Annotated in this window: 15 protein-coding genes; 9 read left to right on the forward strand and 6 right to left on the reverse strand. The window is 66.8% G+C overall.

What is annotated here, in order from left to right; genetic code table 11:
- Positions 1–634: 634 nt before the first annotated feature.
- A complete protein-coding gene (locus NKG96_RS06295; RefSeq protein ID WP_254538121.1) occupies positions 635–1,639 on the forward strand; it encodes a homing endonuclease associated repeat-containing protein in 1,005 nt (334 codons plus the stop codon).
- A gap of 40 nt (positions 1,640–1,679) precedes the next feature.
- On the opposite strand, the gene NKG96_RS06300 is transcribed toward NKG96_RS06295, so the two are convergent.
- From NKG96_RS06300 to NKG96_RS06310, 3 genes are read right to left on the reverse strand one after another with little or no spacing between them, the layout of a single operon-like run.
- Positions 1,680–3,557, reverse strand: coding sequence for a hypothetical protein (locus NKG96_RS06300; RefSeq protein WP_254537645.1), 1,878 nt, complete (start codon positions 3,555–3,557; stop codon positions 1,680–1,682).
- Positions 3,554–4,024 carry a hypothetical protein gene (locus tag NKG96_RS06305; RefSeq protein ID WP_254537647.1) on the reverse strand — a complete coding sequence of 157 codons (471 nt, stop codon included), beginning with the start codon at positions 4,022–4,024 and terminating at the stop codon, positions 3,554–3,556. Before NKG96_RS06305 ends, NKG96_RS06300 begins: the two co-directional genes overlap by 4 nt.
- Before the next feature lie 42 nt (positions 4,025–4,066).
- Positions 4,067–4,480, reverse strand: coding sequence for a type IV pilin domain-containing protein (locus tag NKG96_RS06310; RefSeq protein ID WP_254537649.1), 414 nt, complete (start codon positions 4,478–4,480; stop codon positions 4,067–4,069).
- A gap of 298 nt (positions 4,481–4,778) precedes the next feature.
- Between NKG96_RS06310 and mbhE the strand changes: the two genes are divergently transcribed.
- The 7 genes from mbhE (at position 4,779) to mnhG (ending at position 11,125) form a co-directional block, all read left to right on the forward strand.
- Positions 4,779–7,211: a hydrogen gas-evolving membrane-bound hydrogenase subunit E gene (mbhE, locus tag NKG96_RS06315; protein ID WP_254537650.1), complete on the forward strand. Its 2,433-nt coding sequence runs from the start codon at positions 4,779–4,781 to the stop codon at positions 7,209–7,211.
- Positions 7,212–7,284: 73 nt separating this feature from the next.
- Entirely contained in the window at positions 7,285–7,803 is a 519-nt protein-coding gene (locus NKG96_RS06320) for an MnhB domain-containing protein (protein WP_254537651.1), read from the forward strand.
- A gap of 112 nt (positions 7,804–7,915) precedes the next feature.
- A complete protein-coding gene (locus NKG96_RS06325; RefSeq protein WP_254537652.1) occupies positions 7,916–8,296 on the forward strand; it encodes a sodium:proton antiporter in 381 nt (126 codons plus the stop codon).
- A complete protein-coding gene (locus NKG96_RS06330; RefSeq protein ID WP_254537653.1) occupies positions 8,293–9,870 on the forward strand; it encodes a complex I subunit 5 family protein in 1,578 nt (525 codons plus the stop codon). Before NKG96_RS06325 ends, NKG96_RS06330 begins: the two co-directional genes overlap by 4 nt.
- Complete coding sequence (locus tag NKG96_RS06335) at positions 9,867–10,448, forward strand: Na+/H+ antiporter subunit E (RefSeq protein WP_254537654.1); 582 nt, start codon at positions 9,867–9,869, stop codon at positions 10,446–10,448. The genes NKG96_RS06330 and NKG96_RS06335 overlap by 4 nt, the downstream gene beginning before the upstream one ends.
- The gene (locus tag NKG96_RS06340) at positions 10,432–10,731 is read left to right on the forward strand and encodes an MrpF/PhaF family protein (RefSeq protein ID WP_254537656.1); all 300 of its coding nucleotides are present in this window, start codon (positions 10,432–10,434) and stop codon (positions 10,729–10,731) included. Before NKG96_RS06335 ends, NKG96_RS06340 begins: the two co-directional genes overlap by 17 nt.
- A gap of 4 nt (positions 10,732–10,735) precedes the next feature.
- Positions 10,736–11,125 carry a monovalent cation/H(+) antiporter subunit G gene (mnhG, locus tag NKG96_RS06345; RefSeq protein WP_254537657.1) on the forward strand — a complete coding sequence of 130 codons (390 nt, stop codon included), beginning with the start codon at positions 10,736–10,738 and terminating at the stop codon, positions 11,123–11,125.
- Between the two features lie 12 nt (positions 11,126–11,137).
- Here mnhG and coaBC read toward each other — a convergent pair whose 3' ends face one another.
- Both coaBC and NKG96_RS06355 read right to left on the reverse strand, forming a co-directional pair.
- On the reverse strand, positions 11,138–12,298 hold the full coding sequence (coaBC, locus tag NKG96_RS06350) for a bifunctional phosphopantothenoylcysteine decarboxylase/phosphopantothenate--cysteine ligase CoaBC (protein ID WP_254538122.1): 1,161 nt from the start codon (positions 12,296–12,298) through the stop codon (positions 11,138–11,140).
- A gap of 63 nt (positions 12,299–12,361) precedes the next feature.
- The gene (locus NKG96_RS06355; RefSeq protein ID WP_254537658.1) at positions 12,362–13,144 is read right to left on the reverse strand and encodes an FAD-binding protein; all 783 of its coding nucleotides are present in this window, start codon (positions 13,142–13,144) and stop codon (positions 12,362–12,364) included.
- Positions 13,145–13,237: 93 nt separating this feature from the next.
- Between NKG96_RS06355 and NKG96_RS06360 the strand changes: the two genes are divergently transcribed.
- Positions 13,238–13,768, forward strand: a complete 531-nt coding sequence (locus tag NKG96_RS06360) for a type II toxin-antitoxin system RatA family toxin (protein WP_254537659.1) — start codon at positions 13,238–13,240, stop codon at positions 13,766–13,768.
- Between the two features lie 69 nt (positions 13,769–13,837).
- Here NKG96_RS06360 and NKG96_RS06365 read toward each other — a convergent pair whose 3' ends face one another.
- Positions 13,838–14,767, reverse strand: a complete 930-nt coding sequence (locus tag NKG96_RS06365) for an aldo/keto reductase (protein WP_256558113.1) — start codon at positions 14,765–14,767, stop codon at positions 13,838–13,840.
- Between the last annotated feature and the right edge of the window lie 349 nt (positions 14,768–15,116).

Here is a 15,116-nt window from a genome sequence, read left to right on the forward strand (position 1 = left end):
AGCGCTTGGCTACTCCCCCGGATATTTCCCTGAAAGCAGCCAAATCCGATTGTGAGATTTCAGCCATACGTCGGTAGATTGCCATGGCGAGCTGAGTCTTCTTGACGATGCTTATAGCCTCTCTGAAGACCAAAATCGGCACGCTCGTGATCGAGCTATCCGCGGACCATAGCTCTCGTCGAGATTGGCGTTCACAATCGGATCGGCCCAGTACTCTGTCGATTATAATCGGAGCGACGCGCGCAACATTTCGGCTACGGGGGGACTCGTCGAGCGAACAACAGTGCTGCACCTATCGATACGTAGTTACCATCGGTCTGGACCGAATCTTCCGAACGTCTGCGTTAGAAGTGACGGCGAGGTACCGAACACCACCCGCTACTCCCGTTCGCCTATTCGTCAGCTGCAGTAGCAAGAGAACGGGGCCGTATCCAGACGTCTACACAGAGTGCTGAGCTGGTCGAGAGTTATCCCAGCCAACCGAACAGCGTAGTGCGGGGTCACGACGAGTTGGCCTCGGACGGTTCACATTCCACCAAGCGACGCTGGTCACTCGTCCGCGACGTCTGGCCGAGAGTTTATATCAGAATTCGCAACTATTCTCCCTATAGATGCAGGTCTGCCGGTGGTGGGCGTGACGTCTCGACTCTCGCGCGGTGAATTGCTCCGTGCGCTCCGTGCGTTCGCCAACGAGCTCGGTGGGCCACCGACCCGAGCGGCGATGAACGAGGACGGGCCATACTCCAGCCAGCCGTACTACCGTGAGTTCGGCGGGTGGAACGACGCGTTGGCGGCGGCCGGACTGAGGACGAACCATCGTAACGGCGTCCCCGAGGCGGAACTCGTCGCCGAGTTACAGCGACTCGACGAGCTGTTGGAGCGTGTCCCTCGATTCGAGGATATGGAGGAGCGAGGGGCATTTTCGGGGCATACGTACATGCGACGGTGGGGCTCGTGGCCCGAGGCGAAGGTCGCGGCGGGGCTCCGGCGAGAGACACGAACGAGTCGCCGTATCGAGCGTGAGGAGTTGGTCGACGCGCTCGTCGAGTTGGCACAGGAACTCGGAAAGGCGCCGACACAGTCGGAGATGAACGAACTGGGCGAATTCTCACAGCGTCCGTTTTATCGGAAGTGGGATTCCTGGGACGAGGCGCTTGACGCCGCCGGATTGACTGCCGATCGCAGCTACGGCACATCAGACGAGCGGCTCCTCGAAGCGCTACGGTCGCTTGCCGATGATCTCGGCTACACGCCGACGGTAATGGAACTCAACGAACAGGGGTCGTTTTCCGTATGGCCATATCTCCATGCGTTCGGCTCGTACAACGATGCCGTTCGAGCAGCCGGTCTTTCCGTGAATAAGGAATACGACGCGCTCATGGATGCACTGCAGTACGGCAAAGGCTGGTCTGTCCAGCGAGAGAAGGCCCTCGAACGCGACGACTGGTCGTGCCAGCATCCGGGTTGCTCAGTAACTGAGGAGGACCACCAGACGACATTCGGATGGGGACTGGAGGTCCACCATGTGACCAAGTTCAGGACGTTCGACGATCCGGAAACTGCAAACGAACTGTCGAACTTGATCACGCTCTGCCGTCCCCATCACGCCAAGTGGGAGCGACAGGGCTCCCCGGACTAGTTCTAAAGCGTGAGTAACCACGTTTGATTAGCGAAGTGAGCTACGCGACTAACAGTCGCAACGCGAGCCAGCGGGCAGCCGGAAGGACGAAATCCCCCGCCGAGGCGAAGTGGTTGAAGCTCGTCAGGAGGATGAAGTTCGTCCCGGCGCCAAGTGCGAGGCCGATGCAGACCGCGCCGGCGCGCTGGTACCTGGGGTTCGAGGACAGTGTGCCGAAGAGGGCACCGAGCGCCCACACGGCCACGACGGTACCCAGTGCGAGGCCGATGTACGCGTGGACCTGCAGGAGGTCGCCACCCGACGTCGACGAGTAATGGAGGTAGACGAACAGCAGCTGTGCGCCGATGAACACTCCCCCTGCGGTCGTCCAGCCGACAGTCCCGAACTCGGTGTCGAGGACCTCGCGGACGACGCCCATCCTGACGACGCCGTAGACGCCCAGCGGGTACAACATCAGCAGGTAGCGGACGCCGATTTGCGCGTGCAGCGGGAGCACGCGGATGTAGACGAGGGTGAACAACAGCGCCGTGAGCACAATGAACACGTCGGCGACGACCAGCGGGTCGTGGCGGTCGGGGAGTGCTGTGGATTTGCGGAGGCGACGAACCGCGAGTGCAGGGAAGGCGACCAGCACGCCGAGCAGCGGCGTGGTCTCGAGGATAGAGAGTTCGACGGCCGGGGTGCCCTTGTCGATGAACGGGGCGGCCACATCCCCGCTCCGGAGGAACGTCCCGACGAGTCGGAGCGGTTCCTGGAGGATGACCGTGAGTCCCCCCGTGAAGTACTCGACGAGGATGAGCAGTTTGCTGCTCGCGCCGCCGTCGCTTCCAGAGCGTGTGGCGCCCGTCTCGCCGGGCGTGACGGTATTCCCGTCGGAGGCCAGCGGTTCGCCGTTGTACGCCGGCCACAGGTTCGCCGGCGTGACCGGACTCCCGACGACGAGGTAGTTCGTCAGGAAGAACGGCACGAGCGAGAGGCCGAAGGCGACCGCCACGGTTGTGAGCGTCCGTACGTCGTTCGAGCGTGCGGTCGGCAGGTCAACGGCGAGCAGGGCGACGAACAGGACGAGGCCCTCCATCGCGTTGATCCACGTCACGAACCCGACCCACACGTACGCGAGCGCGCGGAACCGCGCCGCGCTCCCCGAGCTATCGGTCTCGCGCGACCGGTACAGGCAGTACAGCGTCGCCAGCAGGAGTGCCGCCACGACCGCGTGGCGCTTGGGGATGTTCGCCCAGAAGCCGAAGCCCGTCGCCGTGACCGTCGCCACCCCGGCGAACACGCCTGCCCGCCGCGAGTGCATCCGCGCGAGCAAACGGTAGAGCAGGAGGGCGACGGCGGCCGAGGCGAGGGTGGTGCTCACCTCCAGGGCGAGCAGCGCGAACCACTGCTCCGTGAGCGGGGTGGCGACGGCGAGGTTCGCCGCGAACGCGCCGAGTGCGAGGGCGCTCCCCGCGAGGGTCGCCTCGCGTTCGTGGTCGAACTCGCGGCCGAGGAGCACCGCCAGCGTGAGGACGAGGAGGCTCCAGAGGGCGGCGAACGCCACCCGCGGGTCGGCGACCGTCGCGACCCCCTCCAGCGTCCAGAGGAACGGGAGCGCGAGGAAGACGTGGCCGTAGTTCCGGCCGTAGAGCTTCCCGTCCACGAGGTGCATCCCCGGCGAGTTCGCCTGCGCGTACCGCACCTCGCCGACGTGGAGGTGGCCGTCCGCGACGCCGACGAGCGTGTTCGCTATCGTCCAGTTGTCGTTGATGACGAACCCCGTGCGCCAGAACACCGACCCGAAGATAACCGTCGCGAGGAAGACGCACAGGCCGAGTCGGTCGCCGAACAGCGCCCGGCGGAGGTGCGCCCTGAGGGCCTCGAACCGCTCGCGCGTGTCGCCCGTGGTGTGATCGAGGAGCGTCTCGGTGCTCATTCGCGGACCTCGACGGTGACGTTCCCTGCGTAGAGCGTCTCAACGCGCTCGCCCGCGCGGAGTTCGAGCGTCACGGTACCGGTGTACGATTCGTTCGCGATTTCATTCCGTGGGAGGGTCGTCTCCGGCGCGCCGACAGTGGGCTGCTCACTATCAGCATCGAGGAACGTGATGCCGGTCGTGTAGAACTGAAGCGCCGGGATATGTACTTTGTAGGCGACGACGGGACTACCGGTCACGTTCGACGCCCGTAACGTCGCAGGCTCGATGTCGAAGGCCATCCGCGTCTCGCTGTCGGGAATCGACTCGATGAGTGCCCGCTCGGGAACCGACTCGGTGGAGACCTCCCCCCACCCGGCATCCCGGGTGAGGTCGAGGAGGCCGACCCCCGGTCCGGAGAGTATCGTCGCGACGACGAGGATGCCTGCGGTGAGGTACGCGATGCTGTCGGGTGATGGGACGTCCATAAGGTGAGAGTAGTGAGGTGGTAGCCGATGCGGGCTGTCGAATCAGACCGAGTCGGTAGTCTGCTGGATGACGGTCTTCTGTCCGTCTTTTATTGCGGTAATGGTGACTCTTAGCTCGTCGGTATCTTCTGCACTAAATGAGTGAACCTGTCCAACGTCGTTGAGCGTCGTAGAGCCACTATTAACGGTACTGCTTCCTCCGTCAATGTCCTCGACGACAACTTGGAGCTTACTTGCAGTCCCTTTGGTAGTCCACGTAACGTCGACTGCGTTGTTCGCATCGTCGAAGTTGATATTCGCACCAGCGTTCACGTTACTCTGCACATTGTCGCCCAGTCCGAGGACGAACGTCCCGATGACGGCGGCCAGGATGACCGTGATGGCCACCATCAAAATCACGCCGATAACCGGCGAGACGGCGCGTTCGTCGCCCGTTAGGAATTCCTTGAGTTGCATTGTTGTTGGTTCTCCCACGCTCAGCCGCCGAATCCGGCCGGGTCCCACGTGCCATCGTGGACTCGCGCCGCGCGGCGCGACAGTACTGCCAGCCGAGTTCTTTGACTCGCGTGTTATTCATGGAAACGAACCAATCACACATAAACCCTTCCGCTATTCCTATGTGTTCGGCGCCGAGGACTGTTCAGCGGAGCGTTAGCAGGCAGGTGGCACGTGGGTCACAGCACCCGTTCTCAGTACTGAGCCACGGGCGACGACATTCAGAACGATTAAGCGGCCGACACCCGGTGAGTGAGGTGTGCAACCGGAACCGGCGGTTCTCCTCGCCGTGCTCGCGCTCCCGTTCCTCGGTGCGGCGCTGATACCTCTCGTCTACCGGGTTCTGGGGGAGCGGACGGCCTACTTCGCCGCGGGCGTCGCGGCGGTCTGTCTGGCGCTGCTGTTCACGCAGTACGGGATGGAGGGCCGCGTCGTCGTCGAGTGGATACCGCAGTTGAACGCGAACCTCGTGCTGTACCTCGATGGACTCGCCTTCCTCATCGCCCTGCTCGCCTCGGGCGTCGGCGTGCTCATCTTCACCTACTCGGGGGGGTACATGCACGGCGAACCGTGGCAGGCGAAGTACTACACCTCGCTTCTGGTCTTCATGGGCGCGATGCTCGGCGTCGCCCTCGCGGCGGACCTCATCGCGCTGTTCGTCTTCTGGGAGCTGACGAGCGTCGCCTCGTTCGTCCTCATCGGCCACTACCAGCGCAGCGAGTCCTCTCGCTACGCGGCGCGCAAGTCGATGCTCATCACCGTCTCGGGGGGGCTGTTCATGCTCGTCGGCTTCCTCCTGCTTCGCTTCGTCGCCGCCGACGCCATTGGGCAGGCCACGTTCGCCCTCGTCGGGTCACCCGACTCCATGATTGCCAACGCGGAGGCGATGCGCGCCGCGCTGGAGGAGTCGGGCCTCTACCTGCCCGTCCTCGCGCTCGTGGGTATCGGCGCGGCGGCGAAGTCCGCGCAGGTGCCCCTCCACATCTGGCTGCCCGACGCGATGGAGGCACCCACGCCCGTCTCCGCCTTCCTCCACAGCGCGACGATGGTGAAGGCCGGCGTCTACCTCGTCGGGCGGTTCCGACCGTTGTTGATAACGGACGAGTGGATGCTGGCGTTCGCCGTCCTCGGACTGGTGACGATGACCGTCGCCGCCATCCTCGCGGTGGGCGCGACGGACATCAAGGAACTCCTCGCGTACTCGACTGCCTCCCACCTCGGCCTCATCGTCGCCGGATTCGGCATCGCCAACGTCTACGGCGGCGAGACGGGCGTCCTCCACATCCTCAACCACGCGGTGTTCAAGGCGTCGCTGTTCCTCGTCGCTGGCATCGTCGCCCACGAGGCGGGCACGCGGGCCATCGCCGAACTGGGTGGCCTCCGCGAGGACCTCCCGATAACGGCTGGCATCACCGCCATCGCCGCTCTCGGGATGGCCGGTCTGCCGCCGTTCAACGGCTTCTACTCGAAGGAACTGCTGTTCGAGGCCACCTACGAAGTGGGCCTCGAACACGGCGGTCTCTGGTGGCTCTTACCCGTCGTTGCGGTCTTCGGGAGCGTCTTCACGTTCCTCTACTCGATTCGCTTCCTCATGCTGTTCTTCGGCGAGAAGCCGTCGGGGCTCGGCGAGGTCCACCGCCCGCCGTGGGCGATGCTCGCCCCGCCGCTCCTGCTCGCTGGTATCGCCAGCTATCAGGCGCTCTCCTACACGGGCATCCTCCCGCAGGTGTTCCTCTCGGGCATCGCGGACCCCGCGCTGGCGAGCGTTTCCGCCGGTGAGGAGGCCCACCACTTCGACATCCACTTCCCGACGAAGCTCTCGCCGTACGTGCTGATGAGCGTCGTCACCATCGCGCTGGGGGCCGTGGCCTACCCGTTCTACGACCGCCTGCACCACGGCGTCCGGCGGGTCCGCTCGGTCGACCTGCTCAGCCCGAACGCGTACTACGACGGCGGCATCGCCGCCCTCGTGTCCGTGAGCGACTACGTCCCCCGGTACGTCCAGACGCGCCTGCTGCGGACGTACGCCTCCACCGTCATGCTCGGCGTCTGTGCCCTCGGGCTGGGCGGGTACGCCGCCGCGGGCGCGGACATCCCCGCCATCGGTCAACTGGCCCAGTCAGTGGCGGCGTTCGTCGCCGGTCCCGCGGGCCTCGCCATCGCCATCGTCCTCGGCGTGGCGCTGGTCGGTGCGGTGGCCGTGAGCGTCGCACCCTCGCACATCGCGGGCGTGCTCACGCTCTCCATCCTCGGGTTCATGGTCGCGGTGTTCTACGTGCTCGCGAGCGCACCGGACCTCGCGTTGACCCAGTTGGTCATCGAGACGCTGGTGCTGGTCATCTTCCTGCTCGTCCTCGACAAACTGCCGGCGTTCTACGGCGACCTCGACGTGCGCGAGGCGATACCGGACGCCCTCGTCGCCGCCGTCGTCGGCATCACGGTGACGTTCACCGTCCTGACGACGACGACGGACCGCCCGGACACCATCGCCCGGTTCTTCGTCGAGCGCGCGCCCGTGCCCGACGAACACGGGCACGTCCTGCTCGACTACGGGGGCGGGGGGAACGTCGTGAACGTCATCCTCGTCGACTTCCGGGCGCTCGACACGATGGGCGAGATATCGGTGGTGGCGATGGCCGCCCTCGCCGTCCTCACGCTGGTGGGGATGCGAAACCGGGGTGAGAACGCGTGAGTTCGATCGCTCCCTCCGACCGCTCACTGCTCACGCTCGCCGACGCCGGACCGACGGCCGGGGGTGACCTCGCGTGAGCCAGTCCGGCCAGCGGGGACCGACCGGCCCCGACACGGACACCACGGTCATCGCGCGCACGGTCACCCGACTGGTGGTGCCCATCATCCTGCTGAACGCCGTGGCGCTACTCCTGCAGGGGCACAACCTCCCCGGCGGCGGGTTCATCGCGGGCGTACTCACGGTGACGGCGTTCGCGCTGGTCTACGTCATCTTCGGGCGGGAGTACCTCCAGCGCGAACTCCTGCACTCGGACGCCTCGGACGGGTTCTTCGACGGCGCGGTCGGCGAGTACAGCCGGACGTTCACCTTCGGCCTCGCGCTGGCGGCCCTCTCGGGGGCCGGGGCCATCGTCCTCCCGGCGGCGCTCGGGGGCGAGCCGTTCCCGTTCCTCTCGCAGGCGGTGGTGTTCGTCGAGCACGTTCCGCTGTATCACGAGATAGAGATTCCGACGGCGCTGTTCTTCGACCTCGGGGTGTACTTCGTGGTCGTCGGCGCGTTGCTGACCATCCTCGCGGTGGTGGGGGCAGAATGACCGACACGACACAGACGATACAGACGACACTGACGACAGGGTCCGATGGCTGGCGAACCGTCGGGACGGCATCGGACCGTCCCGAGCCGACACCGGCGGCGAGGTGGTCGGCGTGACACAGGTCGTGCTGGCGCTCGTCCTCGGCTTGCTGTTCGCGCTGGGGACGTTCCTCGTCCTCCGCCGGGACGTGGTGCGCGTCGTCTGGGGGGTGACCATCATCAGCCAGTCGGCGAACGTCTACCTCGTCACGATGGGCGGCCTCTCCGGGACCGTCCCCATCCTCGGCCACGGCGTGCCCGGCGCGCCCGGGGCCGTCACTGACCCGCTGGTGCAGGCGCTCGTCCTCACGGCCATCGTCATCGGCTTCGGGACGACGGCGTTCGCCCTCGTGCTCACCTACCGGGTGTACGAGGAACACGGCACCATCGACCTCCACGACCTCGGGCGGGCGGCCGACGCCGAGGCGGAGGCCGACGGGGGGGTGGACCGATGAGCGTCGTCGTCGTCGGACCCCTGCTCGTGGCGCTGTTCACCGCCATCGTGACCCTCGCCCTCCGTCGGTGGGGGCCCGTCCAGCGGGCGGCGAGTCTGGTCGGGAGCATCCTCTACCTCGGCGTGGTCGCCCTATTGATTCGGGACGTCAGGGCCGACGAGGCGGGCTATCTCGTCTACCAGCTCTCGAACTGGCAGGCCCCCTACGGCATCTCGCTGGTGGCGGACGACCTCGCCGTGTTGATGCTCGCGCTGACGGCCGTCGTCTCCCTGCTCGCCGTCGTCTTCTCGGCGCGCTACATCGACGAGGAGGGCCAGCGCCTCTCGTATCACCCGCTGTACCACCTGATGGTCGCCGGCATCACGGGGTCGTTCCTCACCGGTGACATCTTCAACCTGTTCGTCTGGTTCGAGGTGATGTTGATGTCGAGCTACGTGCTCGTCGTCTTCTACAGCGGCCCCGAGGAGACGCGCGCGGCGCTCCACTACGCCTTCCTCAACCTCATCGGGAGCGCGGTGATGCTGCTCGCCATCGGCGGGTTGTACGCCACGACGGGGACGCTGAACATGGCCGATATGGCCCAGCGCCTCGGCGCGCCGGGACAGTACGGCGTCGACCTGCCGGCCGTCCTCGGCCTCTCGGCGCTGTTGCTCTCGGTGTTCGCGCTGAAGGCGGGTATCGTCCCCTTCCAGTTCTGGGTGCCCGACGCCTATCGCGCCGCCCCCGCACCCGTCGCCGCGATGCTCGCGGGCGTGGTCAAGAAGGTGGGCGTCTACGCCATCATCAGGCTGTACTTCACCGTCTTCGCGGCCGCGAGCCTTCCGAACCTGTCCGGGTTCGGCGGCGGCGGGGAACTCGGCTTCCTCGCCTTCTTCGGGCCGGTGTTCTTCCTGATGGCGCTCGGCTCCGTCGTCGTCGGCGGGTTCGGCGCCGTCGCCCGGAAGGACCTCGACGGCCTGCTCGCGTACTCCAGCATCGGGCAGGTGGGGTTCATCGTCCTGCCGCTGGCGGTGGCGGCCTCCGTCCCCGCCGACAGCTCAATCCGGACGCTCGGCGTCGTCGCGGCGCTGGTCTACTCGGTCAACCACGGCATCGCCAAGAGCCTGCTGTTCTTCGTCAGCGGGGCGATCCAGGGGGCCGTCGGCTCCGTCGACTTCGAGGACCTCGGCGGCCTCGCGGAGCGCGAACCCCTCCTGTCAGGGACGTTCTTCGTCGGCGCGCTGGCGCTCATCGGTATCCCGCCACTGTCGGGCTTCTTCGGCAAGCTGCTGGTGTTCGACGCCGCCGTGCAGGCCCAGTCGGCGCTCGCACTCGGCGTCTCGCTCGGCGGGGCCATCCTCACCATCGCCTACTTCACGCTGGCGTGGTCCCGCGGGTTCTGGAGCGAACCGGGGATGGCCGTCGAGGGGACGCGCGCGGACCGGTCGCTCGTCGGCGTCGCCGCCGTCCTCGCGGTGCTCATCGTCGTCTTCGGAGTGGGCTTCGGCCCGCTCCTCGAACTCGCGGAGGACGCGGCGGTGGCCGCGACCGAAACACAAGGCTATATCGACGCCGTCCTCGGAGGTGAAGCATGAAGCGTTGGCCAGCGGTCGGGGTCGTGCTCGCGGTCCTGTGGCTGTTCGTCAACGGGGTGGAGCTGTCGGCGGAGACGCCGCTGGGCCTGCTCACCACCGTCGTCGGCACGTTCCTCGTCGGTCTCGCGGTGGGCGTCCCCATCGCCTACGCGACGCGGAACTTCTACGCCGACTCCTACCGGCCGGGACACGTCGCGAGCGTCGTCCCCTCGGCCGCCCTCTACGTCCTGTTGTTCCTCCGGGAACTGCTGACGGCGAACGTCGACGTGGCCTACCGCGTGCTCAGTCCGTCGATGCCCATCGACCCGGACGTGGTCGCGGTGCCCCTGCGCGTCGAGGGCGACACCGCCATCACGACCATCGCTAACTCCATCACGCTCACGCCGGGGACGCTGACGATGGATTACGACGAGTCCTCGAACACGCTGTACGTCCACGCCATCACGGGCGGCAGCAACTACGACGCCGTCGTCGACCCCATCCGGGCGTGGGAGGACCTCGCGCTGGTCATCTTCGACGAGGACCGAGACCCCGACGAGACACCGCCGAACATCGGGGGTGGTGTCAGTGGCGACTGAGAGCGTCCCCATCTACCTCCAGTGGGCCATCCTCGTCGGCCTCGTGGTGGCGTCCAGCGTCACCCTGGTCGCCGGCTACCGCGTCATCACCGGCCCGACGACGCCCGACCGCGTGGTCGCACTCGACGTCATCGGGACGAACGTCGTCGCCATCGCACTCCTGTTCGCACTGGAGACGACCGAGGCGCTGTTCATCGACGTGAGCCTCGTGCTCGCCATCATCGGCTTCATCAGCACCATCGCCGTCGCGCGCTACGTGACGGAGGGGGACATCATCGAGTAACACAATGGTCGGAACCATCGCAGCGGTCGTCGCGACGGCCCTCATCGTCGTGGGGAGTTTCTTCCTCCTCGTCGGCACCGTGGGCCTGTTGCGACTGCCCGACGTCTACAACCGGATGCACGCCACCTCGAAGGCCACGACGCTCGGCGCGGCGAGTATGTTCCTCGCGTGCGCCGTCTTCTTCGGCCCGCAGGGTGAGAGCCTCACCGCCGTCGTCGGTATCGTCTTCCTGTTCCTGACGGCCCCGACAGGCGCGCACATGATATCGCGGTCGGCCCAGAAGATGGGCGTCGAGTTCGCGGGCGGGGCGACGTGGCCCGGCGCGACCGATAGCACGCCGGAGGCACCCGCCGACGCCGACCCCGAGGGGTCCGACGCCGAGAGCGCCGACTGAGGCCGGGCGGCCTCAGCCGTCCAGTTCCGCGACCAGTTCGTCGGCCACCCGGCCGCCGAGTCCCGCCTTGTCGCCCTCGTACTCGCCGACGGAGTCCGCGCGCACCACGAGCGCACGGGTCGTGTCCGCGCCCATCACGGTGGCGTCGTTGGCGACGACGAACGACAGGTCCGCCCGGTCGAGAATCGCGCGGGCGGCGGCGACCATCGCCTCGTCCTCCCCGCTGGTCTCCAGTTTGAACCCGACGATGGGGAGGTCGGGGGCCGACTCGCGGACCGTGTCGATGAGTTTCGGCGTCGGTTCGAGGTCCAGCGTGAGGTCCTGCCCCGAGCGAATCTTCTCGTCGGCGGTCGAAGAAACGGTGTAGTCGGAGATGGCGGCCGCGGAGACGAGGGCGTCCGCCTCGGCCGCGAGGTCCGCGACGACGGCGGTCATCTCGGCAGCCCCCTCGCAGCGTTCGACGGTCGCGTAGGGCACCTCGGGGCCGTCGTGGACCAGCGTCACGTCCGCCCCGCGGACGTAGCACGCCTTCGCCACCGCCTGCCCGGTGCGCCCCGACGCCCGGTTCGTGAGCGTGCGGACGGGGTCGATGCGCTCGCTCGTCGCGCCACTCGTGACGACGACCCGTTTCCCCGCGAGGGGGCGGGGACCGACCTGCCGGGCCGTCGCGAGGACGATAGCCTCCTCGGTGGCGATCTTGGCCTTCCCCTCCTCGACGCGCGGGTCGACGAACGCCACCCCCCACTCGCGGACGCGGTCGATGGCGTCGAGGACGCCCGGGTGGTCGTACATCGGTTCGTGCATCGCGGGGGCGATTACGACGGGGATGCCCGCGCCGAGGGCCGTCGTCGCACAGGTCGTGACGGGCGTGTCGTCGACGGCGTGCGCTATCTTCCCCACCGTGTTCGCGGTGGCCGGCGCGAGGAGGAGGACGTCCGCCCACCCGTCGTTGCCGCACAGTTCGACGTGTTCGACCCGACCCGTTATCTCGGTGACCACGTCGTTGCCCGTGGCGTACTGGAGCGACCACGGGTGGAGGATACCCCGCGCGCTCCCGGTCATGACCGCGCGGACCGCGGCCCCCTCCCGGCGTAACTCGTGGGCGAGTTCGACCGTCTTCACGGCGGCGATGGACCCGCTCACCCCGAGGGCGACGTTGACTCCGTCGAGCACTCCCATACCGGGGGTTCGGGGGCGACGACTAAAAACCGGGTACGATTCGCGTCCCGCACCCGCTCACTCCTCCTGACTCGGGTGTGGCGTCGGTGGGTCGGGGTGCGGTTCCGCGAAGTACTCCCGCATGGCCTCCATGGACTCGCGTTCCCGGCGCTCGCGTTCCTCGTCGTCGATTTCCTCGCATCCCGGGGGCACCTCGCGCCCCCGCCCGGTGAAGTAGCCCTCCGTGGCCGTCCAGTCGTGGTAGTAGGGGACGTCGCTGTCCTCGACGACGGCGAGACCGACCGTCGCGCCGTGGCCCGCCGCGACGACGGTCTGGTGTGGCTGTTCGGCCACTCTCCCGGCGGCGTAGAGGCCGTCCACCTCGGTGCGGCCCTCCCAGTCGGCGTCCACGTAGGTCTTCGACCCGCGCGTGACGATGCCGAGGTCCGGCAGGTCCGCGAGAAAGCCCGTGTCGTTCTTCGTGGCGACGACGACGAATCGGGTTCGGACGCTCTCGCCGTCGAGGGAGACGTCGAATCCGGCTTCGTGCTCCTCCCCGTCCCCGCGTTCGACTTCGGTGACGGCCGTGACGGTCCCCTCCCGGACCGTGCACCCGGCGCGTTCGGCCTGCGCCTCGGTCATGTCGAGCAGGGTCCGGGGGTTGACGCCGGCGGGGAAACCGGGGTAGTTCTCGAGGTGGGCGTTGCGCCGGAGGATGGACTCACCCGCCCGGACGACGAGGGTGTCGAGGCCCGCCCGCGCGGTGAAGATGCCGGCGGTCAGTCCGCCCACCCCACCCCCGACGACCAGTACGTCCGTCGTCTCGGTGTCGGTCCGCCCGTCTGTCGCGTCGTTCGGCATACCCGACGGTTTCCCCCCGCCGGTTACAAAGGTAGGCATCGCGTTCGCGGCCGGGGGGCGAACACTTACCCACCGTGCGGGCGAAGCGCGGGTGTGGACTCCGTCGAAGTCAGCACCCTCGTCTACCTGCCGCCCGAGGAGGTCTACGACTTCCTCGTGGACTTCCCGCGCTACGCCAACTACTCCGAACACCTGCAGGAGGTCCGCCGTCACGGCGACGGGTCGCCGGGCACCGAGTACGAACTCACCTTCGCGTGGTGGAAGCTCACCTACACGACCCGGTCGAAGGTGACGGGCGTGGACCCCCCCGAGCGGGTCGACTGGGCCATCGTCAAGGACATCGACGCGGAGGGCGCGTGGCTCATCGACGCGGTCCCCGAGGAGGTCCCCGACGGGAAGGAACACGCCACCCGCGTCACGTTCTACGTCGAGTTCCGTCCCGAGTCGGCGAACAGGAGCGCCATCGACCTCCCCGCGTTCGTCTCGCTCGGGTGGGTCATCGACAAGGTCAAACCGAAGATCAAGAAGGAGGCGGAGCACATCGTCCGGCGCATCGTCGCCGACCTGGAGGGCGAGGAGCGCCCGGTGGACATCGTCGTCCACGACCGGCCCGACGCCATCTGAACCGGGTCGGGACGCCACTCGCCGTCGGGCCGGCGGGCGTCGACTCGCCCGGCGGTCACACCGTTCTCGCTAGCGCCCCCGATGTGTCAGGGTGAGGGCGCTGGCACCGACGGTTCGAATCGCGTCGACGACGCCCGAGGGGAGGAGCGGCCCGACGAACGCCCGGAACTCGTAGATGGGTCCCCCCTCCGAGTTGAGGCGGTAGAGGAGCGGCCCCTCCAGTTCGTCTATCTCGTGCATCTCGCGCTCGGTGAGCGCGAAGTCGAACACGTCGCGGTTCTCCCGGATGTAGCGCTCGGTGGCGCTCTTGGGGATGGTGACGACGCCCTCCTGCTGGACGAGCCAGCGAATCGCGACCTGCGCGGCGGTCTTTCCGTACCGCGCGCCGATGCGGGTCAACACCTCGTCGTCGACGACGCGCCCCTGCGCCAGCGGACTGTACGCGGTCAGCAGGACGTCGTTGGCCCGACAGAACGCGAGCATCTTCTCCTGGTCGAAGTACGGGTGGTACTCGACCTGGTTCGTGAAGATGGGCTCGTCCGAGAGCCGCATCGCCCGTTTGAGCTGTTCGATGGAGAAGTTGCTCACGCCGATGTGTCTGACCTTCCCCTCGTCGACGAGTTGGTTCAGGGCGTCCATCACTCCCGCCATGTCGCCCGTCGGGAACCACCAGTGGACCAACAGCAGATCGACGTAGTCGGTGTCGAGTCGCTCCAGACAGCCCTCTGCGGCGCGGAGGAACCCCTCGCGGGTCAGGTACTCCGGGTACCCCTTGACCTTGGTCGTGAGGAAGATGTCCTCGCGCGGGACGCCCGAGTCCCTGATGGCCCGCCCGACGGCGGCCTCGTTCTCGTACGCCATCGCGGTGTCTATGTGACGATAGCCCGTCTCGAGAGCCGCCCGGGTGGCAGCCTCGCACTCCTCCGGGTCCATCTGGTAGGTACCGAACCCGACCGAAGGAACGTTCGATTCGCTGACAGATACGCACTCATCCCTCATAGTGTTGTTTCAGGCTATATGTCTCGCATCGACGGTTAGTTATCTGGTAATTACGTCACCTGCGGGTGTAATAGATGATTAATTGTAACTCTGAATAGTTGTCATTTGTTCCGTGTGACGGTTTCGACTCCGGAGACGCACTCCGAGAATTGCGTACAGTGCCGAACGGTCGGAAATAGGAGCCATCTAACGCGAGTAATCGGAGGTTCAAGACGAGACGGTGGAGCAACGATACGACGAAACCCCGCGACGGGGGCGGGTTCCCGTCGTGTGGCAGTGCGGACATCGGGCCGCACAGTTGCACAAGTGGCAACTGATAAACCACTCAACAATCAGACGGTATTCGCCG

Origin of the sequence: Halomarina litorea (genome assembly GCF_024227715.1) — an archaeon.
In the GTDB taxonomy this organism is placed as follows: domain Archaea; phylum Halobacteriota; class Halobacteria; order Halobacteriales; family Haloarculaceae; genus Halomarina; species Halomarina litorea.

Bases quoted from the DNA above. Each gene is read 5' to 3' on its own strand.
- NKG96_RS06310 (WP_254537649.1), bottom strand. From the start codon at position 4,480: ATGCAACTCAAGGAATTCCTAACGGGCGACGAACGCGCCGTCTCGCCG.
- NKG96_RS06305 (WP_254537647.1), bottom strand. From the start codon at position 4,024: ATGGACGTCCCATCACCCGACAGCATCGCGTACCTCACCGCAGGCATC.
- NKG96_RS06335 (WP_254537654.1), top strand. From the start codon at position 9,867: ATGAAGCGTTGGCCAGCGGTCGGGGTCGTGCTCGCGGTCCTGTGGCTG.
- mnhG (WP_254537657.1), top strand. From the start codon at position 10,736: ATGGTCGGAACCATCGCAGCGGTCGTCGCGACGGCCCTCATCGTCGTG.
- NKG96_RS06300 (WP_254537645.1), bottom strand. From the start codon at position 3,557: ATGAGCACCGAGACGCTCCTCGATCACACCACGGGCGACACGCGCGAG.
- NKG96_RS06365 (WP_256558113.1), bottom strand. From the start codon at position 14,767: ATGAGGGATGAGTGCGTATCTGTCAGCGAATCGAACGTTCCTTCGGTC.
- NKG96_RS06355 (WP_254537658.1), bottom strand. From the start codon at position 13,144: ATGCCGAACGACGCGACAGACGGGCGGACCGACACCGAGACGACGGAC.
- NKG96_RS06330 (WP_254537653.1), top strand. From the start codon at position 8,293: ATGAGCGTCGTCGTCGTCGGACCCCTGCTCGTGGCGCTGTTCACCGCC.